The organism is Microbacterium mitrae (assembly GCF_008017445.1).
Classification (GTDB): Bacteria; Actinomycetota; Actinomycetes; order Actinomycetales; family Microbacteriaceae; genus Microbacterium; species Microbacterium mitrae.
Map to the genome: position 1 here is coordinate 19,467 of NZ_VRSW01000002.1, position 14,899 is coordinate 34,365.

Annotated in this window: 15 protein-coding genes; 5 read left to right on the forward strand and 10 right to left on the reverse strand. The window is 63.8% G+C overall.

Going from position 1 to position 14,899, the window contains the following annotated elements:
- Positions 1-7: 7 nt before the first annotated feature.
- The 7 genes from pstB to FVP60_RS06910 form a co-directional block, all read right to left on the reverse strand.
- Positions 8-787, reverse strand: coding sequence for a phosphate ABC transporter ATP-binding protein PstB (gene pstB, locus FVP60_RS06880; RefSeq protein WP_147825555.1), 780 nt, complete (start codon positions 785-787; stop codon positions 8-10).
- Between the two features lie 38 nt (positions 788-825).
- Positions 826-1,950 carry a phosphate ABC transporter permease PstA gene (pstA, locus tag FVP60_RS06885; RefSeq protein ID WP_147825556.1) on the reverse strand — a complete coding sequence of 375 codons (1,125 nt, stop codon included), beginning with the start codon at positions 1,948-1,950 and terminating at the stop codon, positions 826-828.
- The gene (gene pstC, locus FVP60_RS06890; protein WP_147825557.1) at positions 1,950-2,903 is read right to left on the reverse strand and encodes a phosphate ABC transporter permease subunit PstC; all 954 of its coding nucleotides are present in this window, start codon (positions 2,901-2,903) and stop codon (positions 1,950-1,952) included. The genes pstA and pstC overlap by 1 nt, the downstream gene beginning before the upstream one ends.
- 68 nt (positions 2,904-2,971) lie before the next feature.
- Entirely contained in the window at positions 2,972-4,108 is a 1,137-nt protein-coding gene (gene pstS, locus FVP60_RS06895; protein WP_147825558.1) for a phosphate ABC transporter substrate-binding protein PstS, read from the reverse strand.
- A 119-nt stretch (positions 4,109-4,227) separates the two neighbouring features.
- Positions 4,228-5,166, reverse strand: a complete 939-nt coding sequence (locus FVP60_RS06900) for an NUDIX hydrolase (protein ID WP_147825559.1) — start codon at positions 5,164-5,166, stop codon at positions 4,228-4,230.
- Positions 5,163-7,328 (reverse strand): RNA degradosome polyphosphate kinase, encoded by a 2,166-nt coding sequence (locus tag FVP60_RS06905; RefSeq protein WP_147825560.1) that lies wholly within the window; start codon positions 7,326-7,328, stop codon positions 5,163-5,165. Before FVP60_RS06905 ends, FVP60_RS06900 begins: the two co-directional genes overlap by 4 nt.
- Positions 7,329-7,370: 42 nt before the next feature.
- Positions 7,371-8,057, reverse strand: coding sequence for a response regulator transcription factor (locus FVP60_RS06910; protein WP_147825561.1), 687 nt, complete (start codon positions 8,055-8,057; stop codon positions 7,371-7,373).
- A gap of 106 nt (positions 8,058-8,163) precedes the next feature.
- On the opposite strand from FVP60_RS06910, the gene FVP60_RS06915 reads away from it, so the two are divergent.
- The 4 genes from FVP60_RS06915 to FVP60_RS06930 all read left to right on the forward strand — a co-directional run bounded on the left by FVP60_RS06915 (position 8,164) and on the right by FVP60_RS06930 (position 10,726).
- The gene (locus FVP60_RS06915; protein WP_147825562.1) at positions 8,164-8,457 is read left to right on the forward strand and encodes a hypothetical protein; all 294 of its coding nucleotides are present in this window, start codon (positions 8,164-8,166) and stop codon (positions 8,455-8,457) included.
- A gap of 156 nt (positions 8,458-8,613) precedes the next feature.
- Positions 8,614-9,207 carry a nitrobindin family protein gene (locus FVP60_RS06920; protein WP_147825563.1) on the forward strand — a complete coding sequence of 198 codons (594 nt, stop codon included), beginning with the start codon at positions 8,614-8,616 and terminating at the stop codon, positions 9,205-9,207.
- A complete protein-coding gene (gene ygfZ, locus FVP60_RS06925; RefSeq protein WP_147825564.1) occupies positions 9,207-10,307 on the forward strand; it encodes a CAF17-like 4Fe-4S cluster assembly/insertion protein YgfZ in 1,101 nt (366 codons plus the stop codon). The genes FVP60_RS06920 and ygfZ overlap by 1 nt, the downstream gene beginning before the upstream one ends.
- Positions 10,308-10,342: 35 nt before the next feature.
- The gene (locus FVP60_RS06930; protein ID WP_246132510.1) at positions 10,343-10,726 is read left to right on the forward strand and encodes a hypothetical protein; all 384 of its coding nucleotides are present in this window, start codon (positions 10,343-10,345) and stop codon (positions 10,724-10,726) included.
- A gap of 212 nt (positions 10,727-10,938) precedes the next feature.
- Here FVP60_RS06930 and FVP60_RS06935 read toward each other — a convergent pair whose 3' ends face one another.
- Together FVP60_RS06935 and FVP60_RS06940 are read right to left on the reverse strand one after the other, a co-directional pair.
- Positions 10,939-12,348, reverse strand: coding sequence for a phytoene desaturase family protein (locus tag FVP60_RS06935; protein ID WP_147825565.1), 1,410 nt, complete (start codon positions 12,346-12,348; stop codon positions 10,939-10,941).
- Complete coding sequence (locus FVP60_RS06940) at positions 12,345-13,163, reverse strand: class I SAM-dependent methyltransferase (RefSeq protein WP_147825566.1); 819 nt, start codon at positions 13,161-13,163, stop codon at positions 12,345-12,347. Before FVP60_RS06940 ends, FVP60_RS06935 begins: the two co-directional genes overlap by 4 nt.
- A 74-nt stretch (positions 13,164-13,237) precedes the next feature.
- Here FVP60_RS06940 and FVP60_RS06945 point away from each other — a divergent pair, with 74 nt between their 5' ends.
- Positions 13,238-13,990 carry a phosphoglyceromutase gene (locus FVP60_RS06945; RefSeq protein ID WP_147825567.1) on the forward strand — a complete coding sequence of 251 codons (753 nt, stop codon included), beginning with the start codon at positions 13,238-13,240 and terminating at the stop codon, positions 13,988-13,990.
- Positions 13,991-14,086: 96 nt separating this feature from the next.
- Here the strand turns inward: FVP60_RS06945 and phoU are convergent, their stop codons facing one another.
- On the reverse strand, positions 14,087-14,758 hold the full coding sequence (phoU, locus tag FVP60_RS06950; protein WP_147825568.1) for a phosphate signaling complex protein PhoU: 672 nt from the start codon (positions 14,756-14,758) through the stop codon (positions 14,087-14,089).
- Between the last annotated feature and the right edge of the window lie 141 nt (positions 14,759-14,899).

Below are 14,899 nucleotides of genomic sequence, written 5' to 3' on the forward strand. Positions count from 1 at the left end.
GTGTGGGTTACCCGAATCGTCCCGACACGTAGTCTTCCGTTGCCTGCACAGACGGCGTGGTGAAGATGGTGGTGGTGTCATCAAACTCGATGAGCTTGCCGGGCTTTCCGGTGCCGGCGATGTTGAAGAATGCGGTCTTGTCACTGACACGCGATGCCTGCTGCATGTTGTGCGTCACGATGACCACGGTGTACTCGTTCTTGAGCTCGTTGATGAGCTCTTCGATGGCGAACGTTGAGATGGGGTCAAGTGCGGAGCACGGCTCGTCCATCAAGATCACATCGGGGGAGACTGCGATAGCGCGCGCGATGCACAAACGCTGCTGCTGGCCGCCGGAGAGGCCAGATCCCGGCTTATCGAGGCGATCCTTGACTTCGTTCCACAGGTTCGCCCCCTGCAGCGACTTTTCCACGAGCGCGTCCTGGTCGCCCTTTGACATGCGACGGTTGTTGAGCTTCACGCCGGCGAGCACGTTCTCACGGATCGACATCGTGGGGAAGGGGTTGGGGCGCTGGAACACCATGCCGACCTGGCGGCGCACGAGCACCGGGTCAACGGCGGCGCCGTACAGGTCTTCGCCGTCGAGCAGCACTTCACCCTCAACGCGAGCGCCGGGAATTACCTCGTGCATGCGGTTCAGGGTGCGCAGGAACGTGGACTTGCCGCAACCCGACGGGCCGATGAAGGCCGTCACGCTGCGCGGCTCAATGGTCATGGATACGCCCTCGACAGCGAGAAAGTCGCTGTAGTACACGTTCAGGTCGTTTACTTCGATGCTCTTAGACACGGGGTTTCTCGATTTCTTATCTACAGAGGTACGCCGCGTCAGCGGCCCATCTTGGGGGCGAAGATCTTGGCAATCAGGCGGGCGACGAGGTTGAGCACCATCACGATCACGATGAGCGTCAACGCGCCAGCCCAGGCACGGTCAACAAAGGCCTGCGCCGGAATTCCTTGGTTCATGTACTGCGAATACACGAACACCGGCAGCGACGCCATGCGGCCGTCGAACAGGTCGTAGTTCATGCTGGTCGCAACGCCCGCGGTGATCAGCAGTGGCGCGGTCTCACCAATCACGCGCGAGATCGACAGCATCACACCGGTCGTGATTCCGGCGATCGACGTCGGCAGCACCACCTTCGCGATGGTGCGCCACTTCGGCACACCGAGCGCATACGACGCCTCGCGGAGTTCATTCGGAACCAGGCGCAGCATTTCTTCTGTGGAGCGCACGACCACGGGAATCATCAGCACAGACAGCGCGATCGATCCCATGATGCCCATGCGCACGCCGGGCCCGAAGAACAGCGCGAACAGCGCGAACGCGAACAGACCGGCAACGATCGACGGAATACCCGTCATCACGTCAACCAAGAACGTGATGCCGCGCGCGAGGCGGTTGTTGTTGCCGTACTCAATCAGATAGATCGCGGTAAAGATACCGATCGGAATGGAAATCACGGCCGCCGCCAGCGTGATCAGCAGGGTTCCCATGATCGCGTGCAGGGCGCCACCGCCCTCGCCAACCACGTTGCGCATCGAGTTGCTGAAGAACTCGGCGGAGATGCCGGCAACGCCATTGCTGACCACGGTGATGGCCACCGAAACGAGCGGAACCATGGCGAGAATGAACGCGCTGCTCACGACGCCGGTGACGAGGCGGTCGGTGGCCTTGCGGCGCCCCTCGACGGTTGCCGAGATGATCGTGATTAGCGTCAAATACACCAGCGCGGTGACGATCGCCCAGCCGGCGATGTTGAACTCGTCTTGCACGCTCTGTGCCAACAGCAGAAAGACGAGGGCCATGGCGACGGCGGTGCCGCCCAGCAATGCCCACGGCGTCCACCGCGGCAGCTGGCCGCTGGTGAGACGGACGGGGGAAGCAGAGACCGGAACCTCGGGTGCGTCGGGCGCGTCAGAGGAGGTTGGGGGAGAAACGGCGATTGACATCAGTTGGCTCCCGAGAATTCCTTGCGGCGGCTGACAACCCAGCGCGCGACGGCGTTCACCGCGAAGGTGACGATGAAGAGGATGAGGCCCGTCGCGATCAGCACGTTGACGTTTGCGCCGTAGGCCTCAGGGAAGGTAAGGGCGATGTTCGCGGGGATCGTTGAGGGGTTCTGGCTGGTGAAGAGCTTGAAGCTGATCACGCCGGTGGCCGAGAGCACCATGGCGACCGCCATTGTCTCGCCCAGCGCGCGACCGAGGCCCAGCATGGAGGCCGACACGATGCCGGAGCGGCCGAAGGGGAAGACAGCCATGCGCACCATCTCCCAGCGCGTAGCGCCAAGGGCGAGTGCCGCCTCTTCGTGAAGGCGCGGCGTCTGCAAGAAGATTTCTCGGCAAATCGCCGTGATGATCGGAACAATCATGACGGCGAGCACGATGGCCGCGGTGAAGATAGAGCGGCCAACGGCAGCATCACCGGCGAACAGCGGAAACCAACCCATGTTGGTCATCAGCCAGCTGTAGATCGGCTGCGCGGCGGGGGCAAGAACCATGATGCCCCAGAGACCAAACACGACCGACGGCACGGCGGCGAGCAGATCAACCACGTAGCCGAGCGCCTGCGCCAGCTTGCGCGGTGCGTAGTGCGAGATGAAGAGCGCAACGGAGACGGAGAGCGGAACCGCCATCACGATCGCGAGGAACGAAGCCCAGATGGTTCCGAACGTCAGCGGCCAGACGTAGTCCCAAAAGTTGGTGTCAAGCAGTGACGCGGTTTCGCTCGTTGCCGTGATGCCTGGAATCGATTGCACGACCAGGAAGATGGTGACGGCGGCGAGCGTCACCAAGATCATGGAGCCGGCGAACAGGGCGGTTCCGGAGAACCAGCGATCCCCCGCGCGCACGGGCGGCTTGGCCTGGCGCGCTCGCGGTGGGCTCTGAGTGGAAGAGGTCATGGTGTCCTGTTCTCGGCTGATACGACAGTGTGCCCGGCTCGGTGGGTGACCGAGCCGGGCAACAGTGTTTACTTGGTGACGATCAGGTCGATCGCTGCGTTGATCTTGGTACGCAGGTCTTCGGTGATCGGAGCGTTTCCGGCTGCGGCTGCGGCTGCATCCTGGCCCTCTTCGCTGGCGATGTACTGGAGGTAGGACTTCACGATCGGTGCCTGGTCGGCGAAGTCTGCGCCGTACTCCTGGCAGGCGATCAGGTAGCTGACCAGAACGATCGGGTAGACGCCTGCAGCCTCAGAGGTGCGGTCAAGCTCGATCGCGAGGTCGCCCTCGGTGCGGCCTTCGGCGAACGGCGAGTGCTCAACGACGGCTGCTGCGGCCTCCGGCGAGTACTCGACGAACTCGTCGCCAACCTTGATGGCGACGGTCGACAGGCCCTCTTCTGCGGCGCGCGATGCGTCGGCGTAACCGATGGATCCGACACCCTGCTTGACCGAGTTGACGACACCCGACGTACCCTGAGCGGCTTCGCCAGACTGCAGCGGCCATTCGCCATCGGGCTCGTTCGTCCACGCCTCGGGAGCTGCGGCTGCGAGGTAGTCGGTGAAGTTCTCGGTCGTGCCCGAGTCGTCGGCGCGGTGCACGGGGTTCACGACGAGATCAGGCAGCGTGACGCCCGGGTTGAGAGCCGCGATTGCCGGGTCGTTCCAGTTCTTGATTTCGCCCGAGAACAGCTTGGCCGTGGTGGCAGCGTCCAGGTTGAGCGACTCGATGCCCTCGAGGTTGAAGATGACGGCGATCGGGGAGATGTAGGTGGGCAGCTCGATGATGTTGGAACCATCGGCGCAGGCCGCGAACGTTCCCTCAAGTTCTTCCGGCTTGAACGCGCGGTCAGAACCGGCGAACGCGATAGCGCCAGCCATGAACGACTCGCGACCAGCGCCAGAACCGGCCGGGTCGTACGTCACGGTGACGTCAGCGTGTGCCGTCTGGAAGCCGGCGGTCCAGGTCTGGACGGCAACTTCCTGCGATGAGGCGCCGGAACCAGCGATCTCGCCCGACAGCGCCGGAGCGTCAGAGGGGGCGCTGGAGTCGGAGGGTGCGTTCGAGCCAGCGGGGGCCGCTGACTCGTTCGCTGCGCAAGCCGTCAGCGAGAGAGCAGCAATAGCGCTGATCGCGCCGATCTGGGCAATACGGGTGAGCTTCACGAGGTGAATCCTTCACTGTGTCGGAGATGATCCCGGTGCAGGGACATCACAGACGTTAAGCGTCTCTTCTTAACTAGTGTGGGAACGCAGGTGAACGGAAGGTGAACGACCGGAACACTCTAGCCGCGAGCGTCGTACGTCTCGATTGTCACAATTCCGGTGCCCGGGTGGGTTGCCGACAGGTGAACAACGCTAAAAGCCGAAGGTTCGAGCGTCGCGGCCTCCGCCAGATATCGCCCCTCGATGGTTGCCGTTGCCAGCGCGATTTCACGCATGATCGTGGGAATCACGGGGCGGTGGCTGCACAGCACAGCGGCCTTGCGCGCGCGCACCCGCTTGCCGACGACGGAACGCACATCAGCGGTTCCGGCTTCGAAGGCGTCTTGGGAGAGGTCATCAGTGCGCGCAATGTCACGGCCGAGGGCGGTGGCGAGCGGAACCACGGTTGTCACGCAACGAATTGCCGTGGATGACACGATGCGGCGTACCCCGAAGCTTGCGAGCGTGCCGCTGATGCCGTGCGCCTGCGTGGTTCCGCGGTTTGTCAGCGGCCGCTCCGCGTCACTGCCCGACCATTCTGAACGGGACAATGCCTTGGCGTGACGCAACACGATGAGCGGGAAGGTCTCGAGCACGCCGTCGCCTTCGAGGCGCAGAAAGTTCTCTACGATCTCGACGTCGACCGGGTAGCTGAGGTATTTGAGGGCTCGCTTGGGGGAGACCCACTCCAAGCCGGCAACCTCTTTGTTCGGCACGAACGCCGAACGTCGCACCGCCGCGTCGGTCGCGTGAGCCGACCAGTAGTGCACAATCTTCTGCCTGCGGCTGGGCAGCCGGTAGTGCGAGACGCCGATGGGTACACCCAGGTTGACCCGAATTCCGGTCTCTTCGAAGATCTCGCGTACCGCCGTTTCTGGCAGCGTTTCGCCCGGGTCAACCTTGCCCTTGGGCAGGGTGACATCGGCGTACTTCGTGCGGTGAATGACGAGAATGCGGAGCTTGCCTTCAACGATTCGCCAGACGAGTGCGCCGGCGGCGTAGACGGCCGTGTTGCTCATCGCACCGCGCGCGACCGACGGCGGCGGGCAATAGCCGCCATGGTTGCGTCCTGAACGTCGATGAGGGGCTGACCGTCGCTGTCGACCGAGTGGCGCGTCCACACGCCGTCGGCGTCCAAGTGCCACGAGCTGGTGGCGTCGCTCATCGCGAGGTCAAACAGCGTCGCAAGCTCCGTGAGGTGCTCGGGCGCGATCACGCGCACCAGAGCTTCGACACGGCGGTCGAGGTTGCGGTGCATCATGTCGGCGCTACCGATATAAACCTGCGGGTCGCCGTCGTTCGCAAACATGAACAGACGCGAGTGCTCCAGATAACGACCGAGAATGGAGCGCACCGTGATGTTGTCGCTGAGCCCGGGCACACCGGGCCTCAGCGAGCAGATGCCGCGCACCCACACTTCAACCGGAACTCCGGCCATCGAGGCACGATAAAGCGCGTCAATGATCTGCTCATCGACCATCGAGTTGACCTTGATGCGAATGCGGGCGGGCTTGCCGGCGAGAGCGTTGCGGCGCTCCTTCTCAATGAGACGGATCAGCCCCTTGCGCAGGTGCAGAGGCGCGACGAGCAGGCGCTTGAACTTCTTCTCGATCGCGTAGCCGCTGAGCTCGTTGAACAGGCGCGTGAGGTCTTTGCCAACCTGGTCATCGGTGGTGAACAGGCCGAAGTCTTCGTACAGTCGCGAGGTCTTGGGGTTGTAGTTTCCGGTGCCGACGTGGCTGTAGTGGCGCAGCGTGCCCTCTTCTTCGCGGATCACGAGGCACAGCTTGGAGTGGGTCTTCAGCCCGACGAGACCGTAGACGACGTGAACGCCAGCCTTTTCAAGCTTGCGCGCCCACACAATGTTGGCGGCCTCATCGAATCGCGCCTTGACCTCAACCAGGGCCAGCACCTGCTTGCCCGACTCGGCCGCGTCGATCAGTGCCTGCACGATGGGGCTGTCCCCCGACGTGCGGTACAGCGTCTGCTTGATGGCGAGCACGTGCGGGTCGCGCGCGGCCTGCTCCAAAAACGCCTGCACGCTTGTCGCGAAAGATTCGTACGGGTGGTGTACCAGCACGTCGCCGCGGCGGATCGCGGCGAAAATGTCGGCGCGACCGTTCTGCTCCACGGGCTGAAAGGCGAGCGCCGTGCGCGGCAGGTGCGGCGGGTAGTGCAGGTCGGGTCGCTCAATGCGAGACAGGCTGAACAGCGATCGCAAGTCAAGCGCGCCGGGCAGGCGGTAGACCTCTTGATCGGTGATGTCGAGCTCTTTCAGCAGCACATCGAGGGTGACATCATCCATGTCATCGGTGATTTCGAGGCGGATGGGCGGGCCGAAGCGGCGGCGCATCAGCTCTGCCTCCAGCGCCTGAATCAGGCTTTCGCTTTCGTCTTCTTCAATCACCATGTCTTCGTTGCGCGTGAGGCGGAACAGATGGTGATCGATGACCTCCATACCGGGGAAAAGGTCGCCAAGGTGGTTGGCAATCAACTCTTCCAGCGAGATGAAGCGCATCGTGGTTCCGTCGCCCGGAACCTCGACAAGGCGCGGCATCATCTGCGGCACCTTGAGGCGCGCGAAGTCTTGGCGGCCGGTGCGTGCATTGCGCACACGAATCGCAAGGTTAAGCGAGAGACCGGAAATGTAGGGGAACGGGTGCGCGGGATCGACGGCGAGCGGCATCAACACCGGGAACACCTGGTTTTGGAAGTACTCGGTCAGCGACTCTTGCTCGGCGCCGGTGAGTTCGTCCCAGTTGACAACCTCAATGCCCGCCTCGGCGAGCGATGGCTGTACGAGGTGCTTCCACGCCGCGGCGTGACGCAATTGCAAGCGGTGAGCCTCGGCCGAAATGTCGGCAAGCACATCGAGCGGGGCGCGTCCGACGTTGGTCGGAACCGCGAGTCCGGTCAGAATGCGGCGCTTAAGCCCGGCGACGCGCACCATGAAGAATTCGTCGAGGTTGCTGGCAAAGATGGCCAGAAAGTTCGCGCGCTCAAGCAGGGGAGTGGCGGGATCTTCGGCAAGTTCAAGCACACGCTGGTTGAACGCGAGCCAGCTCAACTCGCGGTCAAGATACCGATCATCAGGAAAACGGTCGTCTGCATCGGGCGCGAGCGCATCGAAGTCGTCGTCGTCATCACCAAAGCCCGCATCGGGGATCGTCTGCTCGATCATGTCAACATCATGACAGGCAACTATGACATGCGGGTAAACCGGTTACGCGTGCGACGAATCTAACGCGTCGTCTTCAGCCGTATTGAAGCGGTAGCCAACGTTGCGCACGGTGCCAATCAATTGTTCCGAGTCGCCCAGTTTTGCGCGCAACCGACGCACGTGCACGTCGACCGTTCTGGTGCCACCGAAGTAGTCATAGCCCCACACTTCGCTCAGCAGCTGCTCTCGGGTAAAGACTCGCGATGGGTGTGTCGCGAGAAAGTGGAGGAGCTGGAACTCTTTGTAGGTGAGATCGAGGGGGCGGCCATTCACCTTGGCTGAATAACTGGCCTCGTCGATGGAGATACCGCTGGTTTGTACCCGCGTGGATTGGGCTGTAACGGCAACGCGCCCGAGCGCGAGGCGCACGCGAGCGTCAATTTCGGCGGGGCCGGCCGTGGTGAGGATGACATCGTCGATGCCCCAGTCTGGCGAGATTGCGGTGAGGCCACCTTCGCTCACGGCGGCAATCAGGGGGCTCGAGAGGCCCGTGGTGCGCAGAATCTTGCACAGTGACTTCGCCGCGAGCAGATCGCCACGCGCATCGATGATGACGAGGTCGGCATCGGGGGCAGACACCAGGTGGGCGGGGGAGGCAGGAATGACGCGCACAGCATGGGTGAGAAGCTCGAGCGCCGGGAGGGGGCCAAGGGTGTCCGCGGCGGAGCTCAGTACCAAGATCTGTGCCACACTCGCTCCTCTTTAGCGGCTTGGCCGCCTCGCACCCATAATAGCCAGACCTCTCGATGGGGTTGATTCCTACGTCTTGTAGATGTCGTCATGCAACAATGGCGAGGTGTCGACACCTGAACTTGCTCCGCGATCGCCGTTTCCTGGCATCGTCGCTGTGTGGGTCGCCGGGCTCCTGGCTGCCTCCGCAATCGGACTCTTCGTCGGGGTCGAGGCCCGGCCGCAGTGGCTGTGCGTTGCACTGGGCGGCTGCCTCATTCTGACGTTTGGCATTCAGGTGGCCTACGGCCGCCCCAATGGCTTCATTCGACGCGTCGGCCTGAGCATGCTCGGTGCGCTCATGGTGATGGGCGTGGTCTCGGTGGGTTTTGGTCTCGCCGAGATGATGACCGCCGTCTGAGGTGCCGACAACGGGCGAGAGCGCGCTAGAGTAATGGCATGGATTATCTTGCGCTTGAACTCTTCTTCGTAGGGCTCCTGGGACTCGCCGGGGCGGCTATCGCTTTTGTGTCGGGCGCCGTCCTGTGGAACCTGTTCCGCGGCCAGCGCTAAGCGCATGATCGAGCTGCCGAGCGATCTTCCGGCGGATCTCGTTCCGCTCTCCTGGCTACTGGGCGTATGGGAGGGCGTTGGGGTCATTGACTATCACGTCGGTGATGACCATTACTCCGGTGAATTCACCCACCGCGTGAGCTTCAGCCACGACGGTGGCGACTTCTTGAACTATTCCGCGACCGCCGTGATGACCGACACGAATCGTGCGCTGGTCAGCGAAGTCGGGTTCTGGCGTTTGGCACGCCCGCGCAGCGCCGCGGATGCTGGCCCCGGTCTGTTGCCCGCCACCGCGGAAGCGGTCGTTCGCACGGTCGATGATGTCGAAGCGCTTCGCCAAACGAGCGGTGGCTTCGAAATCGAAGTCAACTTGGTGCACTCCGATGGCGTGAGTGAGCTTTATCTCGGCGAGGTCAACGGGCCTCGCATTGAGATCGCCACCGACGCCGTTGTGCGTGGTGCGTCGGCATTGCCTTATGGCGCCGCGACGCGCATGTATGGCCTTGTGGACTCTCACCTGCTGTGGGCGTGGGATATAACAGCGTTGGGCGCTCCGCTTGCCTCGCACGCCTCTGCGCGACTCGCGAAGGTTTCTTGATGAGCCGCTTCGCCTCCCTCCCCGGTGCCGTCGCCGGCCATCATGGCATCGCTCACTACGGCGAGCCACTGCGTGAACAGCGCGCGCTTGACCGCGGCACGGCGTTCGCCGAATTGGCCGACCGGGCCGTCGTTGCCCTCACCGGACCGGAACGCCTCACGTGGCTCAACTCCATCACCTCGCAGGCTGTTGATCGCCTGCCTGCTGGCGCTTCGACCGAGCTGCTCGTGCTTGACGTGCAGGGTCGCGTTGAGCACGCCGCCGGCGTGTACGACGACGGTGAGACCACGTATCTGCTGGTTGACATCGACGATGCGGAACCACTGTCAACGTGGCTGCTGCGGATGCGGTTTCGCGCGCAGGTCGAGATTGCGGCGACGACGGATTGGGTGCTCGTTGGCTTCAACGCGGGGGGCGCTGCCGAAGCGGTCGTGACCGCCGTGCTCGGTGACGATGCTCGAATTTGGGTCGACCCGTGGAGCGTGGTGACTCCCGGTGGCTGGCAATACTCCCACGCCGCCGAACACCCGGGCGCTGATCGATCGTGGCGCGAAGCCATCGTCACGCCAGCGCAACGTGACGCTCTCATCGCGCAGCGTGGTTCCGTCACCGCCGCTGGCCTGCTTTCTGTCGATGCGCTGCGCATTGCCGCCTGGCGTCCGCGTTGGGCGAATGAGCGTGATGACCGCGTCATTCCGCACGAAGTCGACTGGCTGCGCTCAGCCGTGCACCTCAACAAGGGGTGCTACCGGGGCCAAGAGACGGTCGCGAAGGTTCACAACCTCGGCCACCCGCCGCGGCGCCTCGTGATGTTGCACCTCGACGGTAGCGACAGTGTGATTCCTGCACCCGGAACCACGGTGTACGACGGTGAGGATGAGGTCGGGGTGGTGACGTCAGCGGCCATGCATCACGAACTTGGTCCGATCGCTCTGGCGATTGTGAGCCGTCGCGTGCCCGCGGAGTCATCCCTCAGCGTGCGCCTTGATGACGTGGTGATTTCGGCGGCGCAGGAGGTTATTGTTCCGGCCGATGCGGGAGCCACCGCGAACGTGCCGCGCCTGACACGCCTCTCGCGCAGGCCGCTCAAGCAAGACTGAGTGGCGGCGCGTGGGGGATTTTGTCCGATTTCAGAGTGCGGTTCCGAATCGCCGGGGGTCTGTTTCCGGGTGTTTTTGCGTTAGTAAACGGGCTGGCAGCGGAGGGCATCCTCACCTCGGATGATGCGCAGTGGGTGCGTGAAACTAACGACCATGCGAATGCGGCCTACCGAGACCCGAGTTCGGTGGTTGCCGATTGTTATGACCCGATTGCGAATCCAGGAGCAAGGTCGTGGTTCAAGGCGACGGCCGAAGAACTCCTCACTTTGACGCGCGGGTATCTTGAGCTCTTGGCGCGCTATGACGTGCGGTGGGTGGAACCGCGCACGGATTCGCCCGGCAGGATCACCTACGAGGATGACGTGCAGGTTGTAGCCGTGCCGTTTGTTTATCCCGACGGTTGGCCGTTTCGCACCTGACGCTGCGGGTTTGGGGGCGTTGGGTGAGTCGTTCTGCGTACCTGCTCGTAGTCACGGCGGCCCGGTGTGCCCGATATCCCCACCTCACACCCCCACGGCACACGACACCCCCACGGCACACGCGCGGCATACGGCCACGAACGAGGCCACGTCAATGCCGACCGACAGCGCGACCACGCCGAGGCGACCTGTATCGCGCTGCGTCGCTGGGGCTAGCGGCTCAGATCCTTCAGGGCGCACTCGGCAGCGGCGACACCGCTCATCCCGTGCACACCCGCCGCGGGGGAGGTCGAGGCGCCACCGAGATAAATACCGTCGGCCCCGGTTCGGTACCCCAGCCAACCCAAACGTGGGCGAACAAACAGTTGCCGAAGAGACGTGGCGCCACCCGTGATGTCACCGCCAACGTACGCCGCATTGTGCGCCTCAAGCGCCGCGGGGCCGCGCACATGCATGCCCACAACACGCTCACGAAGCCCCGGCGCGAACTGCTCAACGCGCGCCAGAATGCGCTCCGTTTCGTCGCCTCCCCACGCATGTGGCACCTGCGCATACAGCCAAAACGGAACCACGTTGCCCACCCGACGAGAAGCATCCGTGGTGTGGGGTTGTGCCGTCAAAACAAACGGCCGCTCCGGCATCCGCCCACGAGCAATCGCTGCCTCTGCCTCGCGCATCTCAGCCATGGTTCCGCCTACGTGCACGACGCCCGCGCGGCGCGACTCCTCATCCCTCCACGGCACCTCGCCCTCAACCGCAAGGTCGATCTTGTAGGCGGCAGGGCCGGGACGAAAGCGTCGCCACGCGCGTCCGACCTGGTACGGCACATCGGGCATGAGGGGGAGCGCTGCGGCGGGCGGCACGGTCAAAATGACAATGTCCGCGTCGATGTCTCGAGTGCTCGTGACCGCCGCGGAGGTCTCAATGCGTCCGCCGAGGAGGCCAAGTTCGGCGGCGAGTGCCGCGGTGAGCGCACCCGCCCCGCCCTGAGCCATCGGCCAGCCGTGCGCATGCGCCATCGCACCCAGCATCACGCCAACCGACGATGACACCAGCGACGTCAGAGGCATGAACGCGTGAGCGGCAATGCCGCCAAACAGCGCCGCGGCCTGCGGGGTACGAAACAGTCGTGCCGTCAGAGTCGCGGGAGGCACGGCACGCGCACCGAGACGCCCCAGCATGAGGGGATGGCGCGGCCAACTAACGAGGGGCCGGAACGCAGTGGCGGCGAGCGCATCAGGGCGTGAACTCAACGGGCCGAAGAGCGCACGCCAGCGGCCACCGTCAACGCCGAGCTCCGCAGCCGTGGCATCGAGGTCGCGAAACAGGGTCGCCGTGCGTTGTCCCAGAAGCGGATGCGCCAGCTCAATCGGCGCGTGCCGCCACACCAGGCCATGCCGCTCAAGGCTCAACGATCGAAAGAACGGCGACGCAACAGCCGCAGGCAACGCCGTTGAACAGTCGTCATGAAGGAGGCCCGGAACCGTCAGCTCAGAGGTGAGAGCGCCGCCACCGATGCGGCTACTAGCTTCATAGACCGTGACCCTGATGCCCGCCTGTGCGAGACGAATGGCGGCAGCGAGACCGTTCGGACCCGAGCCGACAACTGCCGCCGTCGTCACGGCGCCACCGCAGCCCAGTCAACGGTGACCTCGCCCAGCCGCCAGCGCGAAGCGGTGCCCTGCACCGGCCAGCCGGCGTCTTTCACGGCCCGTACGGTCGCAAGCCAGCGCTGCACCGGCCCAAAGGTTCCGAGCGGTGCGCTTCGCTCCCACGCGTCATCGAGCGCCGCGAGATATGCATGCACCCGCTGGCCAGGAACATTGTGGTGAATGAGCGCCTTCGGCAGCCGCTCCGCAACGATGCTGGGAGATTCCAGGCCCGCAAGACGCAGCGAAACCGTCAACCGCAACGGGGTAGCGGTGGGATCAATATCGATCCAACTCGAAACGCGTCCGATCTCATCGCACGTGCCCTCCACGAGCAACCCGCCTGGTTCCAAACGATGTGCCATCAGTGCCCAGGCCGCGGCAACGTCGGCCTCGTCATACTGGCGCAACACATTGAACGCTCGAATAATGCGAGGAGCGCGGGCGGTCGGCGTCTCAAAACCACCCTTGGCAAAACTCACCCGCGCATCTGCCGGAAATGTCGTGGTTCCGGCGCGCACCTCGGCCAGTTGCTGCGTGGCGCGAGCAACGCGATCGGCATCAATCTCAACGCCCAGCACCTCGGTTCCGGCGTTCACCTTGACGAGGCGGGCGTACAGCTCGAACGCCGTGACACCAGACGCACCGAAGCCCAGATCGACCACGAGGGGATTGGTGGCCGTCGTAAACTCGCGGCGTGCGGCAATCCAGCGGTCCACCCGGCGCAAGCGATTGGTTCCGGTGGTTCCGCGAGTTGCGTGCCCCGTGGGGGTGGTGCGACGAGCCATGCTTCAATCTTGCCAGTGTCAGTGTGTGACATTCGGCGACGCAGTGGGCGGGTGCTCGCCGGTAGGCTGTGAGCATGACGGAGCCTTACACTCTCATCCTCCTTCGCCACGGACAGAGCGAATGGAACCAGCTGAACCTGTTCACGGGGTGGGTCGACGTTCGCCTCACCGAACAGGGCAAGAATGAAGCGCGCCGCGGCGGCGAGCTACTTGCCGAGGCTGGCCTGCTGCCCGATGTGCTGCACACGTCGTTGCTGAGCCGTGCCATCCAGACGGCGAACATTGCGCTGGACGCGGCCGACCGGTTGTGGATTCCAGTGACGCGCTCGTGGCGTCTGAACGAGCGCCACTACGGCGCCCTGCAGGGCAAAGACAAAGCGCAGACACTCGAAGAGTTTGGCCCCGAGCAGTTTCAGCTGTGGCGCCGCTCGTTCGATGTTCCGCCGCCCCCACTTGACGACGCGAGCGAATTCAGCCAGGTAAACGATGTGCGTTACGCAGGCATTGACGGCGAGCTGCCTCGCACCGAGTCGCTGAGCCTCGTTATCGACCGCCTGCTGCCGTACTGGGACAGCGCGATCGTGCCCGATCTGCAGGAGGGCAAGACGGTTCTTGTCACCGCACACGGCAACTCGCTGCGCGGTTTGGTGAAGCACCTCGAAGGCATCAGCGACGACGACATCGCCTCGCTCAACATTCCGACCGGCATTCCGCTGGTCTACCGCCTTGGCGCCGACCTCAAGCCGCTCGGCCCGGGCGAATACCTTGACCCGGAGGCGGCCGCCGCTGGCGCCGCCGCCGTCGCAAACCAGGGCGCGAAGCACTAACTCCGCCACAAAGGGGGTGGCCGGGTGATTACTCACCCGGCCACCCCCTTTGCATGCCGCGTCGGGCGCCGAACGGGCCCGCCGCTTGGCGCGGTGTTACGGCTGCGTCACGATAGCGTCGGTGTCGGCTGCCCAGTCGCCCGTGGCGAGGTAAACAACCTTCTTCGCGACCGAGACCGCATGGTCGGCGAAACGCTCGTGGTAACGGCTCGCGAGGGTGGCATCGACCGTTGCCCCCGCTTCGCCCTTCCAGTTTTCGGAGAGCACCTTCTCGAACACGGTCGCGTGCAACTCATCAACCAGATCGTCGTCGTTGCGAATCACGTCTGCCAGGCGCAAATCTTGCGTGCGCAGCAGGTCGGTCAGCTTGCGGGCAATGTCGACATCAAGTTCACCCATCTTGGTGAACGTGGTCTTCAAGCCCTTTGGAATCGCGCGTTCCGGAAAGCGGTATCGAGCAAGCTGAGCGATGTGCTCGGCCATGTCGCCCATGCGCTCCAGCGACGCGCTGACGCGGAGCGCCGTCACCACGGTGCGGAGGTCGCGCGCGACCGGCTGCTGGCGCGCCAGGATCTCAATGGCCAATTCGTCCAGTTCGACGGCCAATTCGTCAATGCGGCGGTCGTTGGTGATGACCTCATCGGCGAGCGTGACATCGCTGCCCGCGAACGCCTGGGTTGCCTTGTCGATAGCATCGGCGACGAGCTCGGAAATTTCGACGAGACGCGACTGCACCTCGTCCAAAGACTGGTGGAATACTTCGCGCATCAAAACGCCTTTCGTATGCGCGCACTGCGCGACTGAATCGGGTGTGCAAATAGGGCACGGCAGGTCGCATCCGATTCTGATGACCAAAGGTTAACGATTGGTGCCCTCTGCGTGAATAGTAGACGGCGAGGCCCCAGAAAT

Coding starts and splice junctions, on each gene's coding strand:
- pstA (WP_147825556.1), bottom strand. CDS start 1,950: ATGTCAATCGCCGTTTCTCCCCCAACCTCCTCTGACGCGCCCGACGCA.
- pstC (WP_147825557.1), bottom strand. CDS start 2,903: ATGACCTCTTCCACTCAGAGCCCACCGCGAGCGCGCCAGGCCAAGCCG.
- FVP60_RS06900 (WP_147825559.1), bottom strand. CDS start 5,166: ATGAGCAACACGGCCGTCTACGCCGCCGGCGCACTCGTCTGGCGAATC.
- FVP60_RS06905 (WP_147825560.1), bottom strand. CDS start 7,328: ATGATCGAGCAGACGATCCCCGATGCGGGCTTTGGTGATGACGACGAC.
- FVP60_RS06920 (WP_147825563.1), top strand. CDS start 8,614: ATGATCGAGCTGCCGAGCGATCTTCCGGCGGATCTCGTTCCGCTCTCC.
- ygfZ (WP_147825564.1), top strand. CDS start 9,207: ATGAGCCGCTTCGCCTCCCTCCCCGGTGCCGTCGCCGGCCATCATGGC.
- FVP60_RS06940 (WP_147825566.1), bottom strand. CDS start 13,163: ATGGCTCGTCGCACCACCCCCACGGGGCACGCAACTCGCGGAACCACC.
- FVP60_RS06945 (WP_147825567.1), top strand. CDS start 13,238: ATGACGGAGCCTTACACTCTCATCCTCCTTCGCCACGGACAGAGCGAA.
- phoU (WP_147825568.1), bottom strand. CDS start 14,758: ATGCGCGAAGTATTCCACCAGTCTTTGGACGAGGTGCAGTCGCGTCTC.